Source organism: Rhodoblastus acidophilus (assembly GCF_900187365.1).
In the GTDB taxonomy this organism is placed as follows: domain Bacteria; phylum Pseudomonadota; class Alphaproteobacteria; order Rhizobiales; family Beijerinckiaceae; genus Rhodoblastus; species Rhodoblastus acidophilus.
In genome coordinates, this window is sequence record NZ_FYDG01000008.1 from 115,461 (window position 1) to 137,953 (window position 22,493).

19 protein-coding genes and 1 pseudogene are annotated in these 22,493 nt (G+C 67.1%); all 20 read right to left on the bottom strand.

The features are described from left to right. Positions 1 to 116: 116 nt before the first annotated feature. Complete coding sequence (locus tag CFB24_RS15300) at positions 117 to 407, bottom strand: HypC/HybG/HupF family hydrogenase formation chaperone (RefSeq protein ID WP_088521499.1); 291 nt, start codon at positions 405 to 407, stop codon at positions 117 to 119. A 95-nt stretch (positions 408 to 502) separates the two neighbouring features. After that, a complete protein-coding gene (locus CFB24_RS15305) occupies positions 503 to 1,069 on the bottom strand; it encodes a HyaD/HybD family hydrogenase maturation endopeptidase (protein ID WP_088521500.1) in 567 nt (188 codons plus the stop codon). A 2-nt stretch (positions 1,070 to 1,071) separates the two neighbouring features. Beyond that, the gene (gene cybH, locus CFB24_RS15310; protein ID WP_088521501.1) at positions 1,072 to 1,794 is read right to left on the bottom strand and encodes a Ni/Fe-hydrogenase, b-type cytochrome subunit; all 723 of its coding nucleotides are present in this window, start codon (positions 1,792 to 1,794) and stop codon (positions 1,072 to 1,074) included. A 100-nt stretch (positions 1,795 to 1,894) separates the two neighbouring features. After that, entirely contained in the window at positions 1,895 to 3,685 is a 1,791-nt protein-coding gene (locus CFB24_RS15315) for a nickel-dependent hydrogenase large subunit (RefSeq protein WP_088521502.1), read from the bottom strand. A 50-nt stretch (positions 3,686 to 3,735) separates the two neighbouring features. Continuing rightward, positions 3,736 to 4,854, bottom strand: a complete 1,119-nt coding sequence (locus CFB24_RS15320; RefSeq protein ID WP_088521503.1) for a hydrogenase small subunit — start codon at positions 4,852 to 4,854, stop codon at positions 3,736 to 3,738. Between the two features lie 324 nt (positions 4,855 to 5,178). Continuing rightward, positions 5,179 to 5,427, bottom strand: a complete 249-nt coding sequence (locus CFB24_RS15325; RefSeq protein ID WP_088521504.1) for a hypothetical protein — start codon at positions 5,425 to 5,427, stop codon at positions 5,179 to 5,181. A 113-nt stretch (positions 5,428 to 5,540) separates the two neighbouring features. Continuing rightward, positions 5,541 to 6,974: a nickel-dependent hydrogenase large subunit gene (locus CFB24_RS15330; protein WP_088521505.1), complete on the bottom strand. Its 1,434-nt coding sequence runs from the start codon at positions 6,972 to 6,974 to the stop codon at positions 5,541 to 5,543. Then, positions 6,971 to 7,966, bottom strand: a complete 996-nt coding sequence (locus CFB24_RS15335) for an NADH-quinone oxidoreductase subunit B family protein (RefSeq protein ID WP_088521506.1) — start codon at positions 7,964 to 7,966, stop codon at positions 6,971 to 6,973. The genes CFB24_RS15330 and CFB24_RS15335 overlap by 4 nt, the downstream gene beginning before the upstream one ends. A gap of 228 nt (positions 7,967 to 8,194) precedes the next feature. Continuing rightward, a complete protein-coding gene (gene murB, locus CFB24_RS15340; RefSeq protein WP_088521507.1) occupies positions 8,195 to 9,118 on the bottom strand; it encodes a UDP-N-acetylmuramate dehydrogenase in 924 nt (307 codons plus the stop codon). Further along, entirely contained in the window at positions 9,115 to 9,810 is a 696-nt protein-coding gene (locus CFB24_RS15345) for a glutamine amidotransferase (RefSeq protein ID WP_088521508.1), read from the bottom strand. The genes murB and CFB24_RS15345 overlap by 4 nt, the downstream gene beginning before the upstream one ends. Next, complete coding sequence (gene murC / locus CFB24_RS15350; RefSeq protein ID WP_088521509.1) at positions 9,807 to 11,213, bottom strand: UDP-N-acetylmuramate--L-alanine ligase; 1,407 nt, start codon at positions 11,211 to 11,213, stop codon at positions 9,807 to 9,809. Before murC ends, CFB24_RS15345 begins: the two co-directional genes overlap by 4 nt. After that, on the bottom strand, positions 11,210 to 12,331 hold the full coding sequence (locus CFB24_RS15355) for a UDP-N-acetylglucosamine--N-acetylmuramyl-(pentapeptide) pyrophosphoryl-undecaprenol N-acetylglucosamine transferase (protein WP_088521510.1): 1,122 nt from the start codon (positions 12,329 to 12,331) through the stop codon (positions 11,210 to 11,212). The genes murC and CFB24_RS15355 overlap by 4 nt, the downstream gene beginning before the upstream one ends. Next, positions 12,331 to 13,470, bottom strand: a complete 1,140-nt coding sequence (locus CFB24_RS15360) for an FtsW/RodA/SpoVE family cell cycle protein (protein ID WP_088521511.1) — start codon at positions 13,468 to 13,470, stop codon at positions 12,331 to 12,333. The genes CFB24_RS15355 and CFB24_RS15360 overlap by 1 nt, the downstream gene beginning before the upstream one ends. A gap of 14 nt (positions 13,471 to 13,484) precedes the next feature. Further along, positions 13,485 to 14,987, bottom strand: coding sequence for a UDP-N-acetylmuramoyl-L-alanine--D-glutamate ligase (murD, locus tag CFB24_RS15365; protein ID WP_088521512.1), 1,503 nt, complete (start codon positions 14,985 to 14,987; stop codon positions 13,485 to 13,487). Beyond that, positions 14,987 to 16,129 (bottom strand): phospho-N-acetylmuramoyl-pentapeptide-transferase, encoded by a 1,143-nt coding sequence (gene mraY, locus CFB24_RS15370; RefSeq protein ID WP_088521513.1) that lies wholly within the window; start codon positions 16,127 to 16,129, stop codon positions 14,987 to 14,989. Before mraY ends, murD begins: the two co-directional genes overlap by 1 nt. Beyond that, on the bottom strand, positions 16,130 to 17,584 hold the full coding sequence (locus CFB24_RS23635) for a UDP-N-acetylmuramoylalanyl-D-glutamyl-2,6-diaminopimelate--D-alanyl-D-alanine ligase (RefSeq protein WP_244593207.1): 1,455 nt from the start codon (positions 17,582 to 17,584) through the stop codon (positions 16,130 to 16,132). After that, positions 17,567 to 19,003, bottom strand: a pseudogene (locus CFB24_RS23640) (UDP-N-acetylmuramoyl-L-alanyl-D-glutamate--2,6-diaminopimelate ligase); the annotation flags it as partial. The pseudogene CFB24_RS23640 and the gene CFB24_RS23635, both read right to left, overlap by 18 nt. Then, positions 19,003 to 20,895, bottom strand: a complete 1,893-nt coding sequence (locus CFB24_RS15380) for a peptidoglycan D,D-transpeptidase FtsI family protein (RefSeq protein WP_425332135.1) — start codon at positions 20,893 to 20,895, stop codon at positions 19,003 to 19,005. The pseudogene CFB24_RS23640 and the gene CFB24_RS15380, both read right to left, overlap by 1 nt. Positions 20,896 to 20,897: 2 nt before the next feature. Continuing rightward, on the bottom strand, positions 20,898 to 21,365 hold the full coding sequence (gene ftsL / locus CFB24_RS15385) for a cell division protein FtsL (protein WP_176440452.1): 468 nt from the start codon (positions 21,363 to 21,365) through the stop codon (positions 20,898 to 20,900). Next, positions 21,366 to 22,301 (bottom strand): 16S rRNA (cytosine(1402)-N(4))-methyltransferase RsmH, encoded by a 936-nt coding sequence (gene rsmH, locus CFB24_RS15390; RefSeq protein ID WP_088521515.1) that lies wholly within the window; start codon positions 22,299 to 22,301, stop codon positions 21,366 to 21,368. It abuts the gene before it with no gap. Positions 22,302 to 22,493 lie beyond the last annotated feature (192 nt).

Consider the following 22,493-nt stretch of genomic DNA (forward strand, 5'->3'; position numbering starts at 1 on the left):
TTGCCTTCCCGGCCTGTCAGTTCGCTTGCGAGAAGCCTGGATTGCTTCGCTTGGCGCGCAATCACGACTTGAGGAGGCGGGCCTATACTGTCAGCAGCGTCTCTCGTTTGGCGGCCTCAGCGCAGGTGTTCCGGCAATTGCGGCTCGCGGTCGATCAGATCGGCGAAGGCGGATTCGAAATCCTCGCCGCGCATCGCCGCTTCCAGCCCGACCAGCGCCCGGTCGATCAGCGTGGCTTCTTCATCGTCCAGCACGCGGACAGCGCTGTCGATATGCACCAGGACTTTGGCGCCGGCCGGCTGTGGGCCAAGCAGCAACACGGACACGCGGCGCCGCTCGTCGCCGCGCGCGCATAGCGCGGTGACGTCGTCGCCCTCGATCACGGTCATCGGCACGCCAAGGCACATGGGTCGCGTTTTCCTGCGGATTGAGAAAGGGACGACGCGGCAGGAACGCCGCGCCGCCAGTGTCGGCCGCCTGGGAGAGGGTGCGGCCTGTGTCGTTACGCCGCCGCCATCGGCTTTTCATAGCTGGCGTGGTCGATGTCGTTGGCCAGCAACGGCTCGACCTGTTCGCCCGGTTCGCGGCGGGCGCAGGGCGCGCCCCATTGCGCCAGAATGGTCGCGGCCAGATCGGCGGCGCGCGTCAACTGGTCGCGCACCGGATGCGTGAGCGGGCCGCCCCAGTTTTCCAGATCCTCAGGCTGGCAGCCGATCAGCGCCAGCTTTTCCGGATAGTCGCCCATCAGGTCGGCGGCCGACAGCACTTCCTGAAAGCCGGTCTGGTGCAGGCTCATCTTTTTCGCGCCGGTGAATTTCGGCACTTCGTCGTCTTCGACCAGTTTGAGCGTTCCCGGCTCCAGGCCGTAGTCGATGGCGTCGAACACCAGCAGATGGTCCGCCTCCTGCACGAATTGCACGAGGTAGAGGCCCTGCGTGCCGCCATCGAGCAGGCTGACGTTTTCGGGAACGCGATAGAGGCGGTGGAACGCCTCCAGCGCGCGCACCCCAAAACCTTCATCGGCCCACAAAATATTGCCGATGCCGAGGATGAGGATTTTCTTCGTCATGGTCAGACCTTGTCGTCGCGGAACTGGCGTTCGCCGGAGATCATCGAGGAGATCATGCTCTGGCGCGACATGATGTCTTCGCGCACCGCCGCATAGACGTGGACGGCGGCGAACAGGCACAGCACCCACAGGCCGAGATGGTGGTAGGTGTGGACGTCCTGGCTGTTGGGGAAGATCGAAAATACCCAGCCGAACGCCTTGGCCCAGAGCGAATCCTGGCCGGCGCCTTCGGAATACATGGCGAAGCCGGTGCAGATCATGAACACCGTGCCCAGCGTGAACACGAAGAACATCATCATGTGCGCCAGCGGATTATGCCCGACATATTGCCGGGGATATTTGACCATGAAGGCGTACCATTTGGCTTCGTTCAGCAGGCCGTCCCAAAAATTCTTCTTCCAGAGCGGCACCCAGAACAGCTGTTTCGAGGCGGCGTTGCCGACGAAGGTCCAGATGAACCGCATCAGGAAGAACACCGCCATGGTCTGCCCCGCGGCGAAATGCGCGAAGCGGATGTAGCCCATCTGGAAATGGGCGCTGGCCTCGCCGCCGAGCGAGCCGGGCGGCGTGGCGATGAGATAGCCCGAGATGAACAGCACGGTCATGCAGGCCGCATTGACCCAATGCCAAATGCGCACCGGCGCCTGATAGACATAGACCGTGCGGCGCGCGACGACGGCCTGGCCTTTCAACTCGCTGATATCGGCGATTTTCGCGTAATCCATGGACGACCTCCCAGGAAATTTGACTTTTGCGCCTTACGCCGGGCTTGCCGGACCGGGGCGATTGGGGGCGCGGGCTTGCAAACCCGCGCCGGTCGTGCGGTCAGCGAACCTGGATCTTCGCCATTTCCTGGCCGTCCTCGCTCATCACGTGGGTCGAGCAGGCCAGACACGGATCGAACGAATGCAGCGTGCGCAGGATTTCCAGCGGCTGCGACGGATCGGCCATCGGCGTGTCGAGCAGCGAGGCCTCGAAGGCGCCGATATTGCCCTTGGGGTCGCGCGGCGAACCGTTCCAGGTGGTGGGCACCACCGCCTGGTAATTGTCGATCTTGCCGTCCTTGATCTTGATCCAGTGGGCCAAGGCGCCGCGCGGCGCTTCGGTGAAGCCGACGCCCTTGACCTCGGCGGGCCAGGTCTTCGGATCCCACTTCTCGACATTGGCGGTCGAGCTGTCGCCGGCTTTGATGTTGGCGATCAGCTTGTTGTAGAAGTGCAGCATCTTGTCGGCGGCCCACTGGCACTCCAGCGCGCGCGCCGCGGTGCGGCCGAGCGTCGAGAACAGAGCGGGCAGCGGCAGGCCGAGATCCTTGAGCAGCTTTTCGGTCGGCTCCTTGAACTCCGCCTTGTTCTGGGCGTAACCGATGATGTAGCGGGCCAGCGGGCCGACTTCCATCGCATGGCCCTTCCAGCGCGGCGACTTGATCCAGCTGTACTTGGCTTCTTCGTCGAGCGCCTCGATCTTGGTGCGGGTGCCCTTGGCCTTGGGGCCGAGCACGTAGTTCGGCTCGGTCACGCCGTCCCACGGGTGCAGACCCTTGGTTTCGTCCGGGTATTTGTACCAGCTGTGCGCGACGAATTCCTGGATCTCCTGGGGGTCGCGGTGGTTGACCGGGAACACTTCCTTGAGATTGCCGTCGATGATCGCGCCCTGCGGCAGCAGCAGGTTGGCGGCGCTATAATCGTTGGCGCGCTCGGGAATGTCGCCATAGGCGAGCACGCATTTGCTCGACAGTCCGCCGCCATAGAGCCAGTCCTTGTAGAACGTGCCGATGGCCTGCACGTCGGGCAGATAGACCTTGTTGGTGAATTCGATCGAGCGGTCGATGATCTCCTTGACGACGTTGAGCCGCTCCATGTTGAGCGCGCCGACGCCGCCAATGCCGTCCACATTGATCGGACAGGGCACGCCGCCAACCAGCCAGTTCGGATGCGGGTTCTTGCCGCCGAAAATGGTGTGGACCTTGACGATCTCCTTCTGGAAGTCGAGCGCCTCCAGATAATGCGCCACCGCCATCAGATTGGCTTCGGGCGGCAGCCGATACGCCTTGCTGCCCCAATAGCCGTTCTTGAACGGGCCGAGCTGGCCGGATTCGACGAATTTTTTCAGGCGGGTCTGCAGGTCCTTGAAATAGCCGGGAGAGGACAAAGGCCAGGACGAGATCGACTGCGCCAGCGTCGAGGTTTCCTTGGGATCGGCGGAAAGCGCCGACACCACGTCCACCCAGTCGAGCGCGTGCAGATGGTAGAAATGCACGATGTGGTCGTGCACCTGCAGCGCCAACTGCATGATGTTGCGGATGGAATTGGCGTTTTCCGGGATCTTGATCGACAGCGCGTCTTCCACGGCGCGGACCGAGGTCAGCGCGTGGGTGCCGGTGCAGACGCCGCAAATCCGCTCGGTAAACGCCCAGGCGTCGCGCGGATCGCGCCCGCGCAAAATCACTTCGATGCCGCGCCACATCGTGCCGGTGGAGACGGCGTTGCGGATGACATTGTCGGAATCGACGTTCACCTCGACGCGCATATGCCCTTCGATGCGGGTGACCGGATCGACGACGACGCGTTTTCCTGAATTGTCGAGCTTAAAACCGTTCGGCGTTTCGAGACCCATGGGTGCGTTTCCTTAAGGGTTTTTGATCGGTCTTTGCCAGCGGGTCGCGCTCAGCGGCCTTGCGACAGATCTTGCGAGGCGTCAGGCCCCGGCGCCTTGCCGTGCTTCACGCCAATGCGGCCGGCGGCGGTGACGGCGGCATGGACCGCGATGCCCGCGGCGACGCCCGCCGTGGCCACCAGGCCGACCTTGTCGGCGTTGGCCTCGATGCCGAACTGGTGGATGGTCGAAAGGCGCTCGTAGAACGGCCCCTTGTCCCAAAAACCGTCTTCCGAACAGCCGATGCAGCCGTGGCCGGACTGGATCGGGAAGGACACGCCATCGTTCCAGCGCACGGTCGAGCAGGCATTGTACGTGGTCGGCCCCTTGCAACCCATCTTGTAGAGGCAGAAGCCTTTTTTGGCGTTCTCGTCGTCCCACTCTTCCACGAACTGTCCCGCGTCGAAATGCGGACGGCGGTAGCATTTGTCGTGAATGCGCTGCGAATAGAACATCAACGGGCGGCCCTGGCGGTCGAGCGCCGGCAGCTTGCCGAATGTGTTGATGAAGGTGATGACGCCGGTCATGACTTCGGCGATGGGCGGGCATCCCGGCACCTTGATGATCGGCTTGTCGGTGATGACCTTGTCGATCGGGGTGGCCTGGGTCGGGTTCGGCTTGGCGGCCTGGACGCAGCCCCAGGAGGCGCAGGCGCCCCAGGCGATCACCGCCATCGAATCGGCGGCCATCTCTTTAAGGCGCTCGACGAACGGGCGTCCGCCGTCGATGCAGAACATGCCGTCCTCGTTGAGCGGCGGATTGCCCTCAACCGCGAGGATATACTTGCCCTTGTACTTCTCGCGGGTCTCCTGGAGGATCGCCTCGGCCTGATGGCCGGCCGCCGCCATGATGGTGTCGTCATAGTCGAGCGAGATCATCGACAGCACGACATCCTTCACCAGCGGATGCGCCGAGCGGATGAAGCTCTCGGAGCAGCAGGTGCATTCCAGGCCGTGCATCCAGATCACGGGCACGCGCGGGTTGGTCTCCAGCGCCTGGGCCACCTGCGAGGCGCCGGTCGCGCCCAGCCCCATGCTGGCGGCGGTGAGCGAGCAGAATTTGGTGAAATTGCGCCGGGTGATCCCCTGGCGACGGATCACGTCGTAAAAAGTTTCGGTTGCCGACATCAAGCGCCCTCCTGCCCTGCTCCGGTTTTTCGAGCGCGATCAACGCAAGCGCGCCCTCGCGGCGGTGACGGAGCCGCCAGCGGTTGCGCGGTCGGTGGCAAGAAGGGCGCCAACTGCGACAATTTGTCCAATCGCCTTTGTTTTCATTGATTTGTACAGGTCACGCTCGCAGGCTTGCGCCCGAAAAACTGGAAAGCGCCCTGGCGCCTGACGCAAGTTTCTTGGCGCCCCGGCCCATGTCTTCCGGCGCGAACGCGGCCCACCCAGACGCGCAGCGCGCCCGGCCGAACCGTTCAAGTTTCTGGAGCTGTCTGGAGGCGACGCCGCTCAGTAGCGCGCGCTGACCGTTCCGCCATCGGCCGGCGGATGGTTGACGATCACCAGCGGCGGGCGCGCGGGATCGTGGGCGTACATCTGGGTATATTCCAGCTCAAGCTCCAGCGCGGATTCGGAGTGCGCGGCGAGGCAGGACGCGCCGCAGACCGAGCCGAAAGCCTCGTTGTCGGAGAGATAGGCGCCGGCGTGGCTGGCGGGGGCGAAGCCGAGCGTCGCCAGAACGAAAGCGAAGGAAGCCATTTTACGCATGTCGGCCAACCGTAAATGAATGTGCGGATGGTGCGACCATCGGCGTCAACCCTTGCCGTAACCTTACGTCCGCTCGCCATTTCATCGATGCGGTGAACGCGGGATTAATGCGCGGTGCAGACCATGCAGGGATCGAAACTGCGCACCACATGCTGGATGGCCACGGCTTTGGCGCCCTGCGCGCCGGTTTCGACCCCGACCAGAGCCTGTTCCAACGGGCCGGGAACGCCATTTGCGTCGCGCGGCGAAAAATTCCAGGTGGTCGGCGCGATGATCTGGTAGCCGGCGATGACGCCGCGCTCGACGCGGAGCCAATGCCCGAGCGCGCCGCGCGCCGCCTCGACCCGGCCGACGCCCGCCCCCGCCGCCGGTTCGCGGGCCGGTTCGCAAAAACTTTCGCGCAGATTCAGCGCCCGCGCCCAGGCTTCGGCGGCCAGCGTCACCCTGGCGATTTCCAGCACGCGCGCCACGACCCGGACGAGCACATGGCTGGCGCCCGCCTGCGCCAGCAGGGCGCGGATCAGTTTTTGGCCCGCCACCGCCTGCCGCGCCACGGCGCCGGTTTCCGCCGGGCGGCCGCCGAGGCGCGGGGCCTTGGCGAAGGAATAGGCGCCGGCGCGCTCCATGTCGGGCAAGGTGACGGCCTGCGCCGGATCTTCCGTGGAATCGGCGAAAAACGAGGTTGCGACCTGCTCGGCGATGGCGCCGAACGGGGCCGCCGCGCCGGTCGGATCGACGACGCCGGCGCGAAACAGCGGCCCCTCTTCGGCGTGATAGGCGCCGAAACTCATCAGCGGCAGGGCGCAGCGGCCGAGTTCGTCAAGGCGCAGGTCGCGGGCGACGCGCAGGAAGGCGGCGAAATCGCCCGGCCCCTCCGCATGGGCCCACAATTGCGCCGGCGTCTCCAGCGCCGCCATTTGCTCCAGCGCCGCGCCGAACAGATGCGTCTCCGCGAAGGCGCGGAAATCACTGAGGATCGCCAGCAGCCGCATTTTGCCGCCGAGATCGAGCGCGCGGGTGACGCCGCCGGGCTGCAGCGCCAGGGAATGCGGCCATTTGCCGGCGATCAGCCCCATCATGTGCAGCAGCCGGGCGCGCGCCGGCAGCATGTCGCGCGGCGCGCCGCCCTCCGCCGCCTTGAACCGCCGGACGATTTCGCCATGCCAAGGCCGTTGCGCGTAAGACTCGCGGGCGAAATCCGGCATGAAAAACAAATAGAAATGGCTGAGATGATCGGCGATGTTTTCGGCGGCGTGGACGAGATTGGCCGCCAGCGCGCCATTGGGCGGCGGCCTGACGCCGCTGATTTCGCGCAAAGCCGCCGCCGCCGCGAGACTTTGCGACACCGAGCAGATGCCGCAGATGCGCGGCGCGATGGTGAGGGCGTCGTTCGCCGGCCGCCCGACCAGAATTTGCTCGAAGCCGCGATAGAGCGTGGAGCCGACGCGCGCCTCCGCGACGCGACCGTCCTCGATCTCCAGCGTCAGCTCCAGATCGCCCTCGACCCGGTTGAACGGCCCGACGGTCAGCCGGCTCATTTGGCCCTCTTGGGTGTGACGACGAGGCGGTCGGCCTCGGCGTTTTCGCGCACCCGCGCCGGCGTGGCGGATTTCGACAGCGCGGCCAGCGTCATGAACCAGGCCTTGGGCATGTCGAGCGGCAGCCCCACGGGGATGCCGCCGATTTTCGGGGTGACATGGGTGTTGCGCGCCGCCTCGAAGCCCGGCGAAGTGCAGGAGATGCAGGCGAAGCCGGCATGGGTGCAGGTGCCGCCGCCGTTCCAGGCGCGCTGGTTGCAATCGCCGATCGCCTGCGTCGCCTTGCAGCCGAGATGCTCCATCAGGCAGCCGCGCTCAGACAGGGTTCGCGCCGACGCCTTGAACTCGTAAAACTCGTTGCGCGAACAGCCGTGATGAGCGAGATGGCCGGCGAAAAACAGCGGCCGTCCCAAGGCGTCGAGATCGTCCGGGCCGAGGTCGCCCGCCGCCAGCGCGCCGAGCGTTTCGACGATCCAGCCGGGATGCGGCGCGCAGCCCGCGACATTGACCACCGGCAAACCGGTCCGCGAGCGCCAGCCCGCGCCCAAAACGCCGCCGGCCTCGGCGCCGTCGTATTGCAGGCCGCAGGCGTCGGTGGGATCGGGATCGCCGGCCGGCACGCCGCCGAAGGCCGCGCAGGAGCCGACGGCGACCGTCATTTCAGCGTGGCTCGCCATGGAGCGGCTGAGATCGAGCAGCGTGCGCTGCGTGCCGGAGAGACGGTTGAACCGGCCGGTTCCGTTGGGGCCGCGCAGAAGCGCGCCCTCGACGCAGAAAATGTCGAGCTTTTGCGCGCCGGTTTCGATGCGCGCGAACAGGCTCAAAACCTCGTCGCCGGTGGCCTCGCTGAGGCTGGGATGCCAGAGCAGGTCGAGGCCGAGGCCGCGCAGTTCGGCGAACAGGCCGGCGCCGCCCTGTTCCAGCGCCGCCATGGTGCAGCCGCCGCAGGAGCCGGCTTGCAGCCAGAGCAGGGTTTTGCGCGAAGATGTCATAACGGGAGTGTCGCCGGATTCACCGGCGATGACAATGACCCCGGCCTGTTCCCTCGCCCCGCTTTAGCGGGGAGAGGGTTAGGGTGAGGGGCCGGGGCGCTGGCTTCCATGTCGTCAGACAAGCCTTGTTGGCGAATGGCTTTCCTGATGACGTCGAGGATAACGCCCCTGCCCCTCACCCCCCGCCCTCTCCCCGCTAAAGCGGGGCGAGGGAGCCAGCCGGCGCCGTCAGGCTTTCACGCCGATCCGCTTGATTTCCCATTGCAGCTCGACGCCGGTCGCCGCCTTGACGCGGGCGCGGACCTCCTCGCCGAGGTTTTCGATGTCGGCGGCCGTCGCCTGGCCCCGGTTGATCAAAAAATTGCAGTGCAGTTCCGACACCTGCGCATCGCCCACGACCAGGCCGCGACAGCCGGCCTTGTCGACCAATTGCCAAGCCTTTTCGCCCGGCGGGTTCTTGAAGGTGGAGCCGCCGGTCTTTTCGCGGATCGGCTGCGCCTTTTCGCGCGCCTCGGTGATGCGGTCCATTTCGGCCTGGATCGCGGCGGGATCGCCGGGGCGTCCCTGGAACAAGGCTTCGGTGAAAATGACGTCATCGGGCGCGCCGCTGTGGCGATAGGTCATGTGCAGATCGTCCACCTTGAACAGGTGGATGGTTCCGCGCCGATCCACGCCCCGGGCTTCGACCAGCGCGTCCTTGGTCTCGCCGCCGTGAGCGCCGGCGTTCATGCGCAGCGCGCCGCCGATGCAGCCGGGAATGCCGCGCAGGAACGCCAGACCGTCGATCCCGGCTTCGGCGGCCGCCTTGGCCACGCGCATGTCGGGGACGCAGGCGCCGACGCGCAGCCGATGCCCGTCCTCGACCTTGATGTCGCCAAAGGCGCGGCCGCCCAACCGGATCACCACACCCTCGACGCCGCCGTCGCGCACGATGAGGTTTGACCCGAGCCCGATCACAGTCACCGGCACATCCTGCGGCAGGCGCTGGAGAAAATAGACGAGATCGGCCTCGTCGGCCGGGCTGAACAAAGCCTGCGCCGGCCCGCCGACGCGGAACCAGGTGTAGGGCGCGATGTCGGCGTTGGCGGCCAGCCGTCCCCGCAGGTCCGGCATGAGACCCGCCAGCGCCGACGTGATATCCTTAAAACTCATGCGAAAATCCCGTCCAGCCAGCGCCGGAACATCATAGTCCCCGCATGGGCGGTGGCCGCGCCATGAATCGCGGCCTGCCGGCGCAGCTCGCCCGGCTTGATCCCGGCCTTGCCGAGTTCGCAGGTGTGGCCGATCAGCCAGCTTTCCAGCGCCTCCGGCTCGACTTCGGCATGGAATTGCAGCGCCAGCGCATGTTTGCCGAGCGAAAACGCCTGATGCGGGCACAACGGCGTCGAGGCCAGCGACACCGCGCCGTCCGGCAGGCCGAAGGCGTCGCCGTGCCAGTGCAGCACATGAACGCCATCGAGCGGCGCCAGCGGCGAATTGTCGACCGGCGCCAGCGTCAGCGGCGCATAGCCGATTTCCTTGCCCGGCCCCGGCGCGACCGGCGCGCCGAGCGCGGCGGCCATCATCTGGCCGCCAAGACATATGCCCAGCGTCGGCTTGCCCGCCTTCAGCCGCGCGCCGATGGCGGCGATCTCTTCCGGCAGGAACGGGTAATCCTCGACCTCATAGACGCCGATCGGACCGCCCAGCGCCACCAGCAGATCGCAGGCGTCGATCTCGGCCAGCGGCAGCGGGCCGAGGCCGACGTCGTGGTAGGCGATCTCGAAGCCATAGGCGGGCAGAAGGGCCGCGAGCGTTCCGAGATGTTCGAACGCCAGATGGCGCAGAACCAGGGCGCGCTTCATGCTCCGCCCTCCGCCAGCTGGCCTGGCAGAGCGTAGGCCCATTGGGTGATGTTGCCGGCGCCCAGGCACACCACGTAATCGCCGGGCTTGGCCAGTTCGCGGATGAATTTCGGCAGCGCGTCCGGCGCGGGCAGCACCAGCGCCTGACGGTGGCCGTGGGCCTTGATGGCGGCGACGAGATGCTCCTTGTCCACGCCCGCGATCGGCGTTTCGCCAGCGGCGTAGACATCGCCGACAATCACCACGTCGGCGTCGTTGAAACAGGTGGCGAAGGAGTCGAACAGGGTTTGCAGGCGGGTGTAGCGATGCGGCTGCACCACGGCGATCACCTGGGCTTTGGTCGAGGCGCGCGCCGCGCGCAAAACGGCGGCGATTTCCACGGGATGGTGGCCGTAATCGTCGAAAATCGCGACGCCGTTCCATTCGCCGGTGCGGGTGAAGCGGCGCTTGACCCCGCCGAAGCCGGCCAGCCCCTTCCTGATCTGGTCGAGGCCGACGCCGAGCTGATACGCCACCGCGATCGCCGCCGTGGCGTTGAGCGCGTTGTGATGGCCGGGCATGGGCAGCACCAGATCGTTCAGCTCGATCTCCTTGTCATGCAGCCGGTCGCGGATCCTCACCTGAAAGCGGCAGACGCCGCCGGCGAGGTCGATCTTTTCCAGCCGCACGTCGGCCTGCGGATTTTCGCCATAGGTGACGACGCGGCGGTCCTCGATCTTGCCGACCAGCTCCTGCACGGTCGGATGATCCAGGCACATCACCGCGAAGCCATAGAACGGCAGGTTTTCCACAAAGCTGCGGAACGCCTCCTTGATGGCGTCATAGGTTATGAAATGGTCGAGATGCTCGGGGTCGATATTGGTGACCACCGCCACATCCGCCGGCAGTTTTAAGAACGTGCCGTCGGATTCGTCGGCCTCGACCACCATCCACTGGCCCTCGCCGATGCGGGCGTTGGTGCCGTAGGCGTTGATGATGCCGCCGTTGATCACCGTCGGGTCGAGCGCGCCGGCGTCGAGCAGCGTGGCGACCAGCGAGGTCGTGGTGGTCTTGCCATGGGTGCCGGCCACCGCCACGCATTGCTTGAGGCGCATCAGTTCGGCGAGCATTTCGGCGCGGCGCACCACCGGCAGGCGTTTTTCGCGGGCGGCGGAGAGTTCGGGATTGTCGCGCTTGATCGCGGTGGAGACCACGATCACCTCGGCGTCGCCGAGGTTTTTCGCGTCATGGCCGATGAAGATTTTGGCGCCCTTGTCGCGCAGACGCTTGACGTTGGCGTTGTCGGCGGCGTCGGAGCCCTGCACCTGATACCCGAGGTTGATCAGCACTTCGGCGATGCCGGACATGCCGATGCCCCCGATCCCGACGAAATGGATGGGGCCTAGCGTGCGCGGCAGTTTCATTTGGGGGTCTCCTGAGTTTCGCCCATGCCGGCGACCTGCAGAGTGAGGAAGGCCAACCGGTCCGCGGCGTCGGATACGCCGACGCTTCTTGCGGCTTGGGCGCGCTTCGTCAAGTCCTGCGGCGCGGCCAGCGCCTGCCGCAACCGGTCCGCCAGTCCGGCGGGGGTGAAATTGATCTGCCGCACCACTTCCGCCGCGTTGCAGGCGGAAAGATGCGCGGCGTTGGCGGCCTGGTCGGCGTCGAGCGCATGGGGGAACGGCACCAGAATGGACGGGCGGCCGATCAGCGCGAGTTCCGACACGGTGGAGGCGCCGGAGCGGCCGATCACCAGATGGGCGCTCGCGATGCGCTTGGGCAGATCGGCGAAGAAGGGCGAAACCTCCGCCGCGATCTTGAGCTTGGCGTAGGCCTCCTTGACGCGCGGAAGATCCTCCTCGCGCACCTGCTGCGTCAGCACGATGCGCGCGCGCTCGGCTTCGTTCAGCAGCGCCATCGCCTCGGGCACGACGTCGGAAAACACCCGCGCCCCCTGCGAGCCGCCGGTGACCAGCAGCCGCAGCTTTTGATCGTCGAAGCCGGGATAGGGAACTCTGGCCGCCTCCAGCACCGCCGGGCGCATGGGATTGCCGACATAGGCGACGCGGCTCTTCAGGTCGATCGGCAGGCCGTCGAGGGTGGGGAAGCCGGAGGCGATCACCTTGGCGCGGCCGGCGAGAAAGCGGTTGGCGCGGCCGATCACCGCATTCTGCTCGTGCAGCACCAGCGGCACGCCGCGCAGATTGGCGCCCAGCGCCGGGGGCACGGTGGGATAGCCGCCAAAGGCGACGATGGCGCGGGGCTTCAATTCGCCGCAGAGATTGAACGATTCCAGCACGCCATTGGCGAGCTTGAGCAGCGCCAGCATCTTGTCGCCGAAGCCGCCGCCGGTCGGCGTCCCCGAATCGATCTCATGCACCGCTTCCGCCGGGAACCCTTCGGTGAATTTCATCGCCCGCTCGTCGGTGGCGAGCCGGACCCGCGCGCCCTTGGCGGCGAGCGCGCTCGCCAGCGCGGAGGCCGGAAACAAATGGCCGCCGGTTCCCCCGGCGGCGACGAGAATGAGGTTGTCGCTTTCCATCAGGCGGCCTGTCCTTCGTGATTGAACAGGATTTCGGAGCGCGGACGCTTGCGCGTCACCGCTATCAGAAAACCCATGCCTATGCCTAGAGAAACCAGCGAGGACCCGCCGTAAGAGATGAACGGCAGCGTCATGCCCTTGGCCGGCATCAAATGCAGATTGACCGCCATGTTGATCGACGCCTGAATGCCGAACAGCAGCGTCAGGCCCGCCGTGGCGAAGCGGCAGAACGGATCGTCGTTGGCGGCGGCCTTCATCAGCCCGCGCAGCACGATGAAGCCGAACAGGGCCACCAGCGCCATGCAGAAGATCAGCCCGAATTCCTCGCCGGTGACGGCGAAAATGAAGTCGGTGTGCGAATCCGGCAGGATTTGCTTGAACGTGCCCTCGCCCGGCCCCTTGCCGAACCAGCCGCCGGACACGAACGCGTCGTGGGCGGTCTCGACCTGGAACGTGTCGGCCTGCCCGCCGCCCTCGCCGGGGTTGAAGAAGTTCTGGATGCGCGCGCGCACATGCGGCGCGAATTTATAGGCGAGGCCCGCGCCGGTGATGGCGACGCCGCCCAGCGCCGGGAACCACATCCAGTGCATGCCGGCCATCACGAACAGCGCGCCCCACACTAGGCAGACCAGCATGGTCTGGCCGAAATCCGGCTGCAGCACCAGCGGCGCGATGGTCGCCGGCAACAGCAGCAGGGCCAGCACGTTGCCCGGCACGTCGCGGCGGCGCGCGCCTTCGGAAATCGCCCAGGCCGCGAGAATGGTGAAGGCGGGCTTGAGAAATTCGGAGGGCTGGATGCCGAAAATCCAGCGCTTGGCGCCCTTGACCTCGTGGCCGAACAGCAGCGCCGCGAAAATCCCCGCCATGGCCAGGATGTAGAGCGCCAGCGCGAAGCGGCGCAGGTGGCGCGGCGGCAGGAACGACACGCCGATCATCATGATCAGCGTCGGCCCCAGCAGCTCGACCTGACGATTGACGAAATGGAAGGTCGGCAGGCCGATGCGCTCGGCCACCGGCGGGCTGCCGGCCATAATCAGCACCAGCCCGCACACGATCAGCGCGCCGACCGCCGCCAGCAGCCAGCGATCGACCGTCCACCACCAATCGGCGACGGGAGAGCGTTCCGCGCGTGAAACCATGTCTCAGCCTTCCTTCAGCTCTCGGCGCCGCCCTCAGACTGCGCGACCGCCGACGTCGCGGCCTCGTCAGCATGAGGGGGGACGGCGTCCACGCCGCCTTGATCGGTCTCGTCCTGCGGCGCCGGATTTTCCAGCCCCCGCACGGCCTCGCGGAACGCGTCGCCGCGCAACTCGAAATTCTTGAACTGGTCGTAGGAGGCGCAGGCCGGCGACAGCAGCACAACAGGTTCGGCCGCGTCGCTGGCGGCGGCGTCGCGCGCGGCGGCGGCCGTGGCGGCGTCCAGCGTCCCGCACTGTTCGTAAGCCACGGCGCCTTCGATCGTCTTCGCGAATTCGTCCGCCGCCGCCCCGATCAGATAGGCCTTGCGCACTTTCGGGAACAGCGGGCGCAGCGGCGCAATGCCGCCCGCCTTGGCCTTGCCGCCGATGATCCAGTAGATGTCGTTGAAGCTCAGCAGCGCCTTTTCGGCGGCGTCGGCGTTGGTGGCCTTGCTGTCGTTTACGAACAGAACTTTTCCATGCCGCGCCACCTGCTCCATGCGATGGGCGAGGCCGGGATAGGACTTTAAGCCGGCGCCGATTTCGTCATGGGTCACGCCGAGGCGCTCGCAGGCGGAAAAGGCGGCGGCGGCGTTCTGGCCATTATGCGCCCCGCGCAAAGCCGGCGCGCGCGACAGGTCGAACAGCGGCTCGTCGAGCGTCTTCATCGACGGCAGGGCGAAGGCGCGGCGCAACATCCCGGCTTCGTAGCGCACCGCGCCCAAAGCCTGCGGCTGGGTGTTGGAAATGCCGACCACGGCGTGGCCAAGCCGCTTGAGATATTGGAAGATCGCTTCGCAATAGACGTCGTCGCGGCCGACCACGGCGAACTCGCTGGCCTCGACGAGGCGCTGCTTGATCGCCGCGTAATTCTCCATCGAGCCGTGGCGGTCGAGATGATCGGGCGTGAGATTGAGCAGCACGCCGACGCTGGGGTTCAGCGAGGGCGCGAGGTCGATCTGAAAGGTGGAGCATTCCACCACATGGATGCGCGCCTCCGACGGCGACTCCAGATCGAGGATCGGCACGCCGATATTGCCGCCCATCTGCACGTCGGCGCCGGCCTCGCGCAAAATGTGCGCGATCAGCGAGGTCGTCGTGCTCTTGCCGTTGGTGCCGGTGATGGCCACCAGCGGCGCGCGCGGGCACAGGCGGGCGCGCTCGCGCAGGAACAGTTCGATGTCGCCGATCACCTCGACGCCGGCTTCCCGCGCCTTGGCCACGGTCCAGTGCGGGGCGGGATGGGTCAGCGGCGCGCCGGGCGTCAGGATCAGCGCGTGGAACAGCGACCAGTCGGCCTCGTGCAGGTCATAGGGCGTGAAGCCGGCCTCGCGCGCCTTTTCGCACGCCGGTTCGGAATCGTCCCAGACATAGACGCGGGCGCCGCCGGCGGCGAGCGCCTTGGCGGTGGACAGGCCGGAGCCGCCCAGCCCGAACAGGGCGACGGTCTTGCCGGAAAAGGTCGAAACAGGAATCATTAGCGCACCTTGAGAGTCGTCAGACCGATCAGGGCCAGCACGAAAGCGATGATCCAGAACCGCACCACGACTTGCGGCTCCGACCAGCCGAGCTGTTCGAAGTGGTGGTGGATCGGGGCCATCTTGAACACGCGCTTGCCCGTGGTCTTGAACGAGACCACCTGCACGATCACCGACACCGCCTCCATCACGAACAGGCCGCCGACGATGGCCAGCACGATCTCATGCTTGATCGCCACCGAAATGGCGCCGAGCATGCCGCCGAGCGCCAGCGAGCCGGTGTCGCCCATGAAGATCTGCGCCGGCGGCGCGTTGAACCACAGGAAGCCGAGGCCGGCGCCGATCACCGCGCCGATCATCACCGTGAGTTCGCCCGCGCCCGCGACATGGTTGATGCCGAGATAATGCGCGTAAATGAAATTGCCGGCGAGATAGGCGATGATGCCGAACGTGGCCGAGGCGATCATCACCGGCACGATGGCGAGGCCGTCGAGCCCGTCGGTGAGGTTGACCGCATTGCCGGCGCCGACGATGACGAAGGCGGCGAAGGGAATGAAGGCCCAGCCGAGATCAATGGCCCAGCCATTGATGAAGGGCGCCGTCACCTTGGTCGCCGGCGCCGCCGCATGGAACGGGGCCGTCAGCGCCGACAGCAGGTCGCCGAACGACATCACCGGCGGGGACACCGAAGCGCACATGATGAAATAGGCGGCGACGATGGCGACGCCGGCCTCGATCGCCAGCCGCCCCCGGCCGGAGAAGCCGTTGTGGCTCTGCTTGGTCACCTTGAGATAGTCGTCGTAGAAGCCGATCGCGCCGAAACCGACGGTGACGAACAGCACGATCCAGACATAGGCGCTTTTGGGATTGGCCCAGAGCATGGTGGACAATGCGACGCCGGCCAGGATCATCAGCCCGCCCATGGTGGGCGTGCCGCGCTTGGCGAGATGCGATTGCGGGCCGTCGGTGCGGATCGGCTGGCCCTTGCCCTGCTTCAGCCGCAGCGCGGCGATCACGCCGGGGCCGAAGAAGGCGACGATGGCGAGCGCGGTGGCGCTGGCGCCGGCGGCGCGGAACGTGATGTAGCGGAACACGTTCAGCGCGTTGAGATAATGGGTGAGGTCGGCGAGCCAGGTGAGCATTTAAGCCTCGGGATTCTGCGCGGGCGCGGCGAAACGCTGTTTCAGCGCCGCGACCAGCGCGTGCATTTTCGAGCCGTTCGAACCCTTGACCATCAGCGCGTCGCCGGGACACAGCGCATGCGACAGCAGGGGTTCGAGCTCCAGGGCCTCGGGCGCCCAGCCGCCTTGCATGGCGGGCGGCAACGCGTCGTAAAGGCCGCGGCAGAGCGGACCGGCGGCGAAAACCAGATCAATGCGGTTTTTTTGAAGCGGCTCGGCCAGCGCGCGATGCAGGTCCGGGCTGGTCGGCCCAAGTTCCAGCATGTCGCCGAGCGCCGCGATGCGGCGGCCCACGGAGGCGACCGGCGCGGAGCCGAGCAGGTCGATGGCGGCGCGCATCGACGCGGGATTGGCGTTGTAGCTCTCGTCGATCAGCAGGAATTCGCTGCCCGCGAACGCCGGGTCGAGCCGCAGTTTTTCTCGCGCGCCCCGTCCTTTGGGCGGCGCGAAGGCGGCGAGCGCGTCGGCGGCCTTGCGCGTATCGACGCCGACCGAGCGCGCGGCGAGCAGCACCGCCAGGCTGTTCACGGCGAGATGCTTGCCCAGCCCCCCGACCGTGAACAACAGCTCCTCGCCCAGCACCCGCGCCAGCACCAGAGCCGACGTTTCCTGCGGGTCGTAATCGAGCAATTGCGCGTCGGCCCCGTCCGATTCGCCAAAAGTCAGCACATGGGCTGCGGCCGATTCCCGCGCCGCCTCCTCCAGCAGCGGGAAGGTCGAGACGTCGCGGTTGAGGATGGCGACGCCGCCCTCGACCAGACCGCCGAAGATCTCCGCCTTGGCGCGGGCGATGGCCTCGACATTTTCGAAATGTTCGAGATGCACCGGCGCGACATTGGTGACGACGGCGACATGCGGCCGCACCATATCGACCAGCGCGGCGATTTCGCCGGCGTGATTCATGCCGATCTCGAACACGGCGTAAGCGGCGTCCTCGGGCAGACGCGCCAGCATCAGCGGCACGCCCCAATGGTTGTTAAAACTCTTTTCCGACGCGTGGGTGGCGCCGACCGCGCCCAGCACGCAGCGCAGCGCCTCCTTGGTCGAGGTCTTGCCCACCGACCCGGTCACCGCGATCACCCCGGCGCGGGTGCGCTCGCGCGCGGCGCGGGCCAGCCCCTCCATCGCCTTGAGCACGTCCTTGACGACATAGAGGCAGCCCAGATGTTTCAGCGCGTCGGCATGGGCCTCGTCCACCACCGCCGCCGCGGCGCCGCGCTCGAAAGCGGCGGCGACATAATCGTGGCCGTCGGCGCGGTCGCCCGTGATGGCGAAGAACAGGTCGCCGTTTTCGAGGCTGCGGGTGTCGATCGAGACGCCGCCCACCCCCGCCGGCGGAACGCCGAGCGCGCGGGCGTTGAGCGGGGCGATCAGCCCCAGCCCGCTCCACAGCAGTTTGGCGCCCGACGCCGCCAGCGCGGCGCGCGCTTCGTCGTGATCGGAGAACGGCAGGATTTTGCCGGCGACGATCTGGCCGGTTTCGTGGCCCTTGCCGGCGATCAGCAGCGCGTCGCCCGGCCGCAGTTCCGCCACGCCGGCGCGAATCGCCTTGGCGCGGTCGCCGATCTCGCGCGCCCCCGGCGCCTTGGCGAGGATTTGCGCCCTGATGCTCGCGGGCGGCTCGCCGCGCGGATTGTCGTCGGTGACGATCACCAGATCGGCGCCGCGCACGGCGATTTCGCCCATGATCGGGCGCTTGCCGGAATCGCGGTCGCCGCCGCAGCCGAACACCAGGATCAGCCGGTTTTTCGCAAAAGGCCGAAGGGCCGCCAGCGCTTTTTCCAGCGCGTCGGGCTTGTGGGCGTAATCGACGAACACCGGCGCGCCATTCTTGTCGCCGACCCGTTCGAGCCGGCCCGGCGCGCCCTTGAGTTGCTCCAGCGCCGCGAACGCCAGGTCCGCCGGCGCGCCCGCCGCCAGCGCCAGCCCCGCCGCCACCAGCGCGTTTTCCGCCTGGAAGGCGCCGGCGAGCGGCAGCCGTATCCGATATTCGGCGCCGGCGTAAACCAGAGTGAGCAACTGGTCGAACCCTTCGGCGCGAATCTCCGCCAGCCTTATGTCCTCGCCGCGCGCGCCGACCGTCAGGGTTTTCAGGCCGCGCGCCCGGCAGGCCGCGATCACCCGTTCGGCGAAATCGCCGTCGGCCGCGATCACCGCTGTTCCGTCCGGGGGCAGCAATTCCGTGAACAGGCGCAGCTTGGCCTTGAAATAGTCTTCGAGGTCGGCGTGATAATCGAGATGGTCGCGCGACAGATTGGTGAAGCCGGCGGCGCAAATCCTGACGCCGTCGAGGCGGCGCTGGTCGAGGCCGTGTGAGGAGGCCTCCATGGCCAGACGGGTCACGCCCTCGGCCGCCAGCGCGTCCAGCGTGCGGTGCAGCGTGAGCGGATCGGGCGTGGTCAGCGAGCCATAGATCGCGCCGGACGGCTTCACCACCCCGATCGTGCCGAGCGAGGCGGCGGGAAAGCCGCAGAAAGCGAAAATCTGCCGGGTGAAATCGGCCACCGAGGTCTTGCCGGAGGTGCCGGTGACCGCGACGATTTTTTCGGGCTGGCCCGGATGGAACAGCGACGCCGCCAGCGACAGGGCCGCGCGCGCGTCGGTGACCCGCACATAGGAGGCGGCCAAAGCTTCGGGCGCGGGGCGGTCGCCCACGACGGCGATGGCGCCGGCGGCGAGCGCCTTTGCGGCGAAAGCCATGCCGTCGGCCTTGGCGCCGGCCAGCGCGAAAAACACGAAGCCGGGCGCGACGGCGCGGCTGTCGGCGGTCAGGCCGGCGACATCGGCGTCGCGCAGACCTTCCGGCGCTCCCGGAAATAAATCGCCAAACCGCATCACTCTTCGCCTCCCCCTTGCGCCGCCGGCTGGTTGACGAAGCCGTAGCCCATGCGCGCCAGCAGCGGGAAGGGTTGCGTCGGCAGCTCGAGCCGCGGCGGCAGACCCAGAATCGGGCTGACGCGCTCGATCAGGCGGCCCGTGACATAGCCCGAATTATAGGCGGAAGTGGCGAAATGGCCGTCCTCAGGCAGGCCCTGCGGCTCATCCATCACGGTCAGGAACAGATAGCGCGGCTGGTCGGACGGGGCGACCGCCATGAAGGTGGTGAACAGCTTGCTGTGGTCGTAGCGGCCATGCACGACCTTTTCCGCCGTGCCGGTCTTGCCGCCGACGAAATAGCCGGGAACATTGGCCTTCTTGGCGGTGCCGACTTCGGCGTTCATCCGCATGACATAGCGCAGCGCCTCGCTGGTTTCGGGCTTGATGACGCGCGGCTGCGCCGTCTTGTCGAAATCGAGGGGCCGCTTGATGAAGGTCGGTGTGACCAGATAGCCGCCGTTGACCAGCGCGGCCACCGCCATCATCGCCTGCAGCGGCGCCACCGCGAGGCCATGGCCGAAGGCGATGGTGGCCGAGGACACCTGCGACCAATGCGCCTGACGCGGCTGCATCGGCTCGCGGCTTTCCGGCAGCTCGGTGCGCATGCGGTCGAGCTGGCCGAGCTTCTTGAGGAAATATTTCTGATAGTCGGGGCCGACCGTCAGCGCGAGCCGCGCCGTGCCCACGTTCGACGAATATTTGAACACCTCGGGCAGGGTCAGCATCCGGTTCTTGGGGTGATAGTCGTGAATGACATTGCGTCCAATATGCAGCGGCGCCTGCCCGGAGACGGTGGACATCATGCCGAACTTGCCGGAATCCATCGCCATGGCCAGGGTCAGCGCCTTGAAGGTCGAGCCCATTTCGAACACGCCATAGGTGAGACGGTTGAAGTTCTCCTCCTTGAGCGCGTCGCGGGGATCATTGGGGTCGTAATCGGGCAAAGATGCGGCGGCGATGACTTCGCCGGTGTTGACGTCGAGAATGGCGGCGGCGGAGGCCTTGGCTTTAAACCGGTCCATGGCCTTGGCGAGTTCGTCGCGCAGCGCATGGGTGGCGCGCAGGTCGAGCGACAGGGCGACCGGCGCCAGCTCCTGCTTGGGCATGGCGATGCCGGAGGCGCGCAGCGCGCCGAGGCCCTGATCGTCGAGATATTTCTCGACGCCCTGCAGCCCGTCGTTGTCGGCGTTGGTGAAGCCGACCACATGGGCGCCGAGGCGGCCGTTGGGATAGACGCGCTTGTGCTCAGGCAGGAAGCCGACGCCCGGCAGGCCCAGGCGGAAAATCTGGTTCTGCTGCGCCGGCGACACCTCGCGCTTGATCCAGACGAATCCCTTCTTCTTGCCCAGCTTTTCGCGCAATTCACGGGCGTTGAGGTCGGGCAGGATGGCGGTGAGCTGCTCGGTCGCCTCGTCCTTGTCGATGATCGAGCGCGGCTCGGCGAACACCGACATCACCTTGACGTCGGTGGCCAGCACTTCGCCATTGCGGTCGGTCAGATCGGGGCGCGCCGCCGACACCGCCTCGGCCGCGTCGCGTTGCGCCGAATGCTGGTTGGGCGTCATGCCGAAATAGGCGAGCCGGGCGATGAAGACGCAGAACAGCGCGCCGAACATCAAGGCGACCAGCCGGATGCGGCCCCGGCTCTTGTCGAGGTCGGTCGAAATCAGGGCGCGCCAGAACGACTTGCGCAGCAACAACGGCGGCGGCTTGCGCGGCGGCGGCGGCGCGGCCTGGACGAAGGCGGGCTCGGGCATGAAGCGGGGCTCGGGCGCGGCGGCGTCATAGGCCTCGGGCGGCGGCGCGGCCGGCGGGAACGGCTCGCCTGAAGCGCGGGCGGCGTTGGGCATGGTCATCGCTCCGCCTTGACCTGCCGGGGGGCGGCGGGTTTCGCGGGCGGCTTGATCGCGGAAGCGGGAGCCGACGGCTTGGGCGCGGCGGCCGGCTTCGACGGCGTCGGCGGCGCGCCGGAGGCCGAGGGGGTTTTGGTCGGCGCATCCAGGCCGAGGTCGCTGAGCTTGGAGGCGATTTCGTCGCCGCGCGCGGCCTTTTCGGGCACGGCGCCGGCCGCGACGATCTGGGTCAGCTGCAAGGTCTGACCGCCGAGATATTTGTCCGCCAGCGTCTGGATGCGGTCGGGCGCGACAATATGCGCCCATTCGGCCTTGAGCATGGCGACCCGGTCGGTCTCGCGGGCGAGATCGCGCTTGGCCTTGGCCAATTGCTCCGCCTGATAGAGCGTCGAATACTTGATTTCATAGGCATAGACCGCCGAACCCACCAGCACGGCCACGGCGACGATGTTGAGGAAACGGAACATTCAGGTCTCCCGGGCCGGGCTGGCGAGACGCTCCGCCCAGCGCAGCTTGGCCGAGCGGGCGCGCGGATTGTTTCGCGCCTCCTCGTCGCTGGCGGCGACAGGCTGGGGCGGGCGCAGGACGAAGGTCGGTTCGGGCGGGGCGATTTCGCCCGGCAGCAGCCGCGAGGCCGCCCGGCCCCGGCCGCTGCGGTCGGCGAAGAATTTTTTGGCGATGCGGTCTTCCAGCGAATGGAACGTGACGACGGCGAGGCGTCCGCCCGGCTTCAACAGACGCTCGGCGCCTTCAAGCGCGTGCGAAAACTCGTCCAGCTCCTCGTTGACGGCGATGCGCAGGGCCTGGAACGTGCGGGTGGCCGGATGAATGTCCTGCGGGCGGCCGGGATTGGCGCGGGCGACGATTTCGGCGAGGCGCAGCGTGGTGGTGATCGGCGCGGTCGCGCGCGCGGCGCAGATGGCGCGGGCGATGCGGCGCGACGCCCGCTCCTCGCCATAGAGATAGATGAGGTTGGCGAGGTCGTCCTGCTCCAGCTCGTTGACGAGATCGGCGGCGCTGCGGCCGTTGCGCGACATGCGCATGTCGAGCGGCCCATCGAACCGGAAGGAAAAGCCGCGCTCGGCCTCGTCGAACTGCATCGAGGACACGCCGATGTCGAGCACGACGCCGTCATATTTGTCCGCGCCGGCCGCCTGCTCCATCCGGGAGAATCGGGTTTCGACCAGCTTGAGCCGTCCGCCCGCCTCGGCGACGAGCGCCTGGCCGGCGGCGATGGCCGTGGGGTCGCGGTCGAGGGCGAGCACGTCGCCGCCCCGGTCCAGAATCGCGCGCGTGTAGCCGCCGGCGCCGAACGTGCCGTCGATGAAGCGTTTGCCCGGCGCGATGGCGAGCGCATCGAGCGCTTCGGCGAGCAGGACGGGAATGTGACCGGCGTCGCTCATCGCGGGCCTCGCGCATGACGAAGAAAGAGCATGGAATCCTGGATCTGCGCGCCGCAAGAAAGCGCGCGCCGATCCTGCCGGCGCCGAGAGGGGGGCGCTTCGCTGAGATGGGAGCGGACTAACATGCGTCATATCTGGGCGTCAACGCGGCCGGTTTGCGGTGTTCGCGCCCATTAAAGCATTTTTAGCGTT

Excerpts from the sequence above, each read along its gene's own strand:
- CFB24_RS15300 (WP_088521499.1), bottom strand. The coding sequence starts at position 407 with ATGTGCCTTGGCGTGCCGATGACCGTGATCGAGGGCGACGACGTCACC.
- CFB24_RS15305 (WP_088521500.1), bottom strand. The coding sequence starts at position 1,069 with ATGACGAAGAAAATCCTCATCCTCGGCATCGGCAATATTTTGTGGGCC.
- cybH (WP_088521501.1), bottom strand. The coding sequence starts at position 1,794 with ATGGATTACGCGAAAATCGCCGATATCAGCGAGTTGAAAGGCCAGGCC.
- CFB24_RS15315 (WP_088521502.1), bottom strand. The coding sequence starts at position 3,685 with ATGGGTCTCGAAACGCCGAACGGTTTTAAGCTCGACAATTCAGGAAAA.
- CFB24_RS15325 (WP_088521504.1), bottom strand. The coding sequence starts at position 5,427 with ATGGCTTCCTTCGCTTTCGTTCTGGCGACGCTCGGCTTCGCCCCCGCC.
- CFB24_RS15330 (WP_088521505.1), bottom strand. The coding sequence starts at position 6,974 with ATGAGCCGGCTGACCGTCGGGCCGTTCAACCGGGTCGAGGGCGATCTG.
- CFB24_RS15335 (WP_088521506.1), bottom strand. The coding sequence starts at position 7,966 with ATGACATCTTCGCGCAAAACCCTGCTCTGGCTGCAAGCCGGCTCCTGC.
- murB (WP_088521507.1), bottom strand. The coding sequence starts at position 9,118 with ATGAGTTTTAAGGATATCACGTCGGCGCTGGCGGGTCTCATGCCGGAC.
- CFB24_RS15345 (WP_088521508.1), bottom strand. The coding sequence starts at position 9,810 with ATGAAGCGCGCCCTGGTTCTGCGCCATCTGGCGTTCGAACATCTCGGA.
- murC (WP_088521509.1), bottom strand. The coding sequence starts at position 11,213 with ATGAAACTGCCGCGCACGCTAGGCCCCATCCATTTCGTCGGGATCGGG.
- CFB24_RS15355 (WP_088521510.1), bottom strand. The coding sequence starts at position 12,331 with ATGGAAAGCGACAACCTCATTCTCGTCGCCGCCGGGGGAACCGGCGGC.
- CFB24_RS15360 (WP_088521511.1), bottom strand. The coding sequence starts at position 13,470 with ATGGTTTCACGCGCGGAACGCTCTCCCGTCGCCGATTGGTGGTGGACG.
- murD (WP_088521512.1), bottom strand. The coding sequence starts at position 14,987 with ATGATTCCTGTTTCGACCTTTTCCGGCAAGACCGTCGCCCTGTTCGGG.
- mraY (WP_088521513.1), bottom strand. The coding sequence starts at position 16,129 with ATGCTCACCTGGCTCGCCGACCTCACCCATTATCTCAACGCGCTGAAC.
- CFB24_RS15380 (WP_425332135.1), bottom strand. The coding sequence starts at position 20,895 with ATGCCCAACGCCGCCCGCGCTTCAGGCGAGCCGTTCCCGCCGGCCGCG.
- ftsL (WP_176440452.1), bottom strand. The coding sequence starts at position 21,365 with ATGTTCCGTTTCCTCAACATCGTCGCCGTGGCCGTGCTGGTGGGTTCG.
- rsmH (WP_088521515.1), bottom strand. The coding sequence starts at position 22,301 with ATGAGCGACGCCGGTCACATTCCCGTCCTGCTCGCCGAAGCGCTCGAT.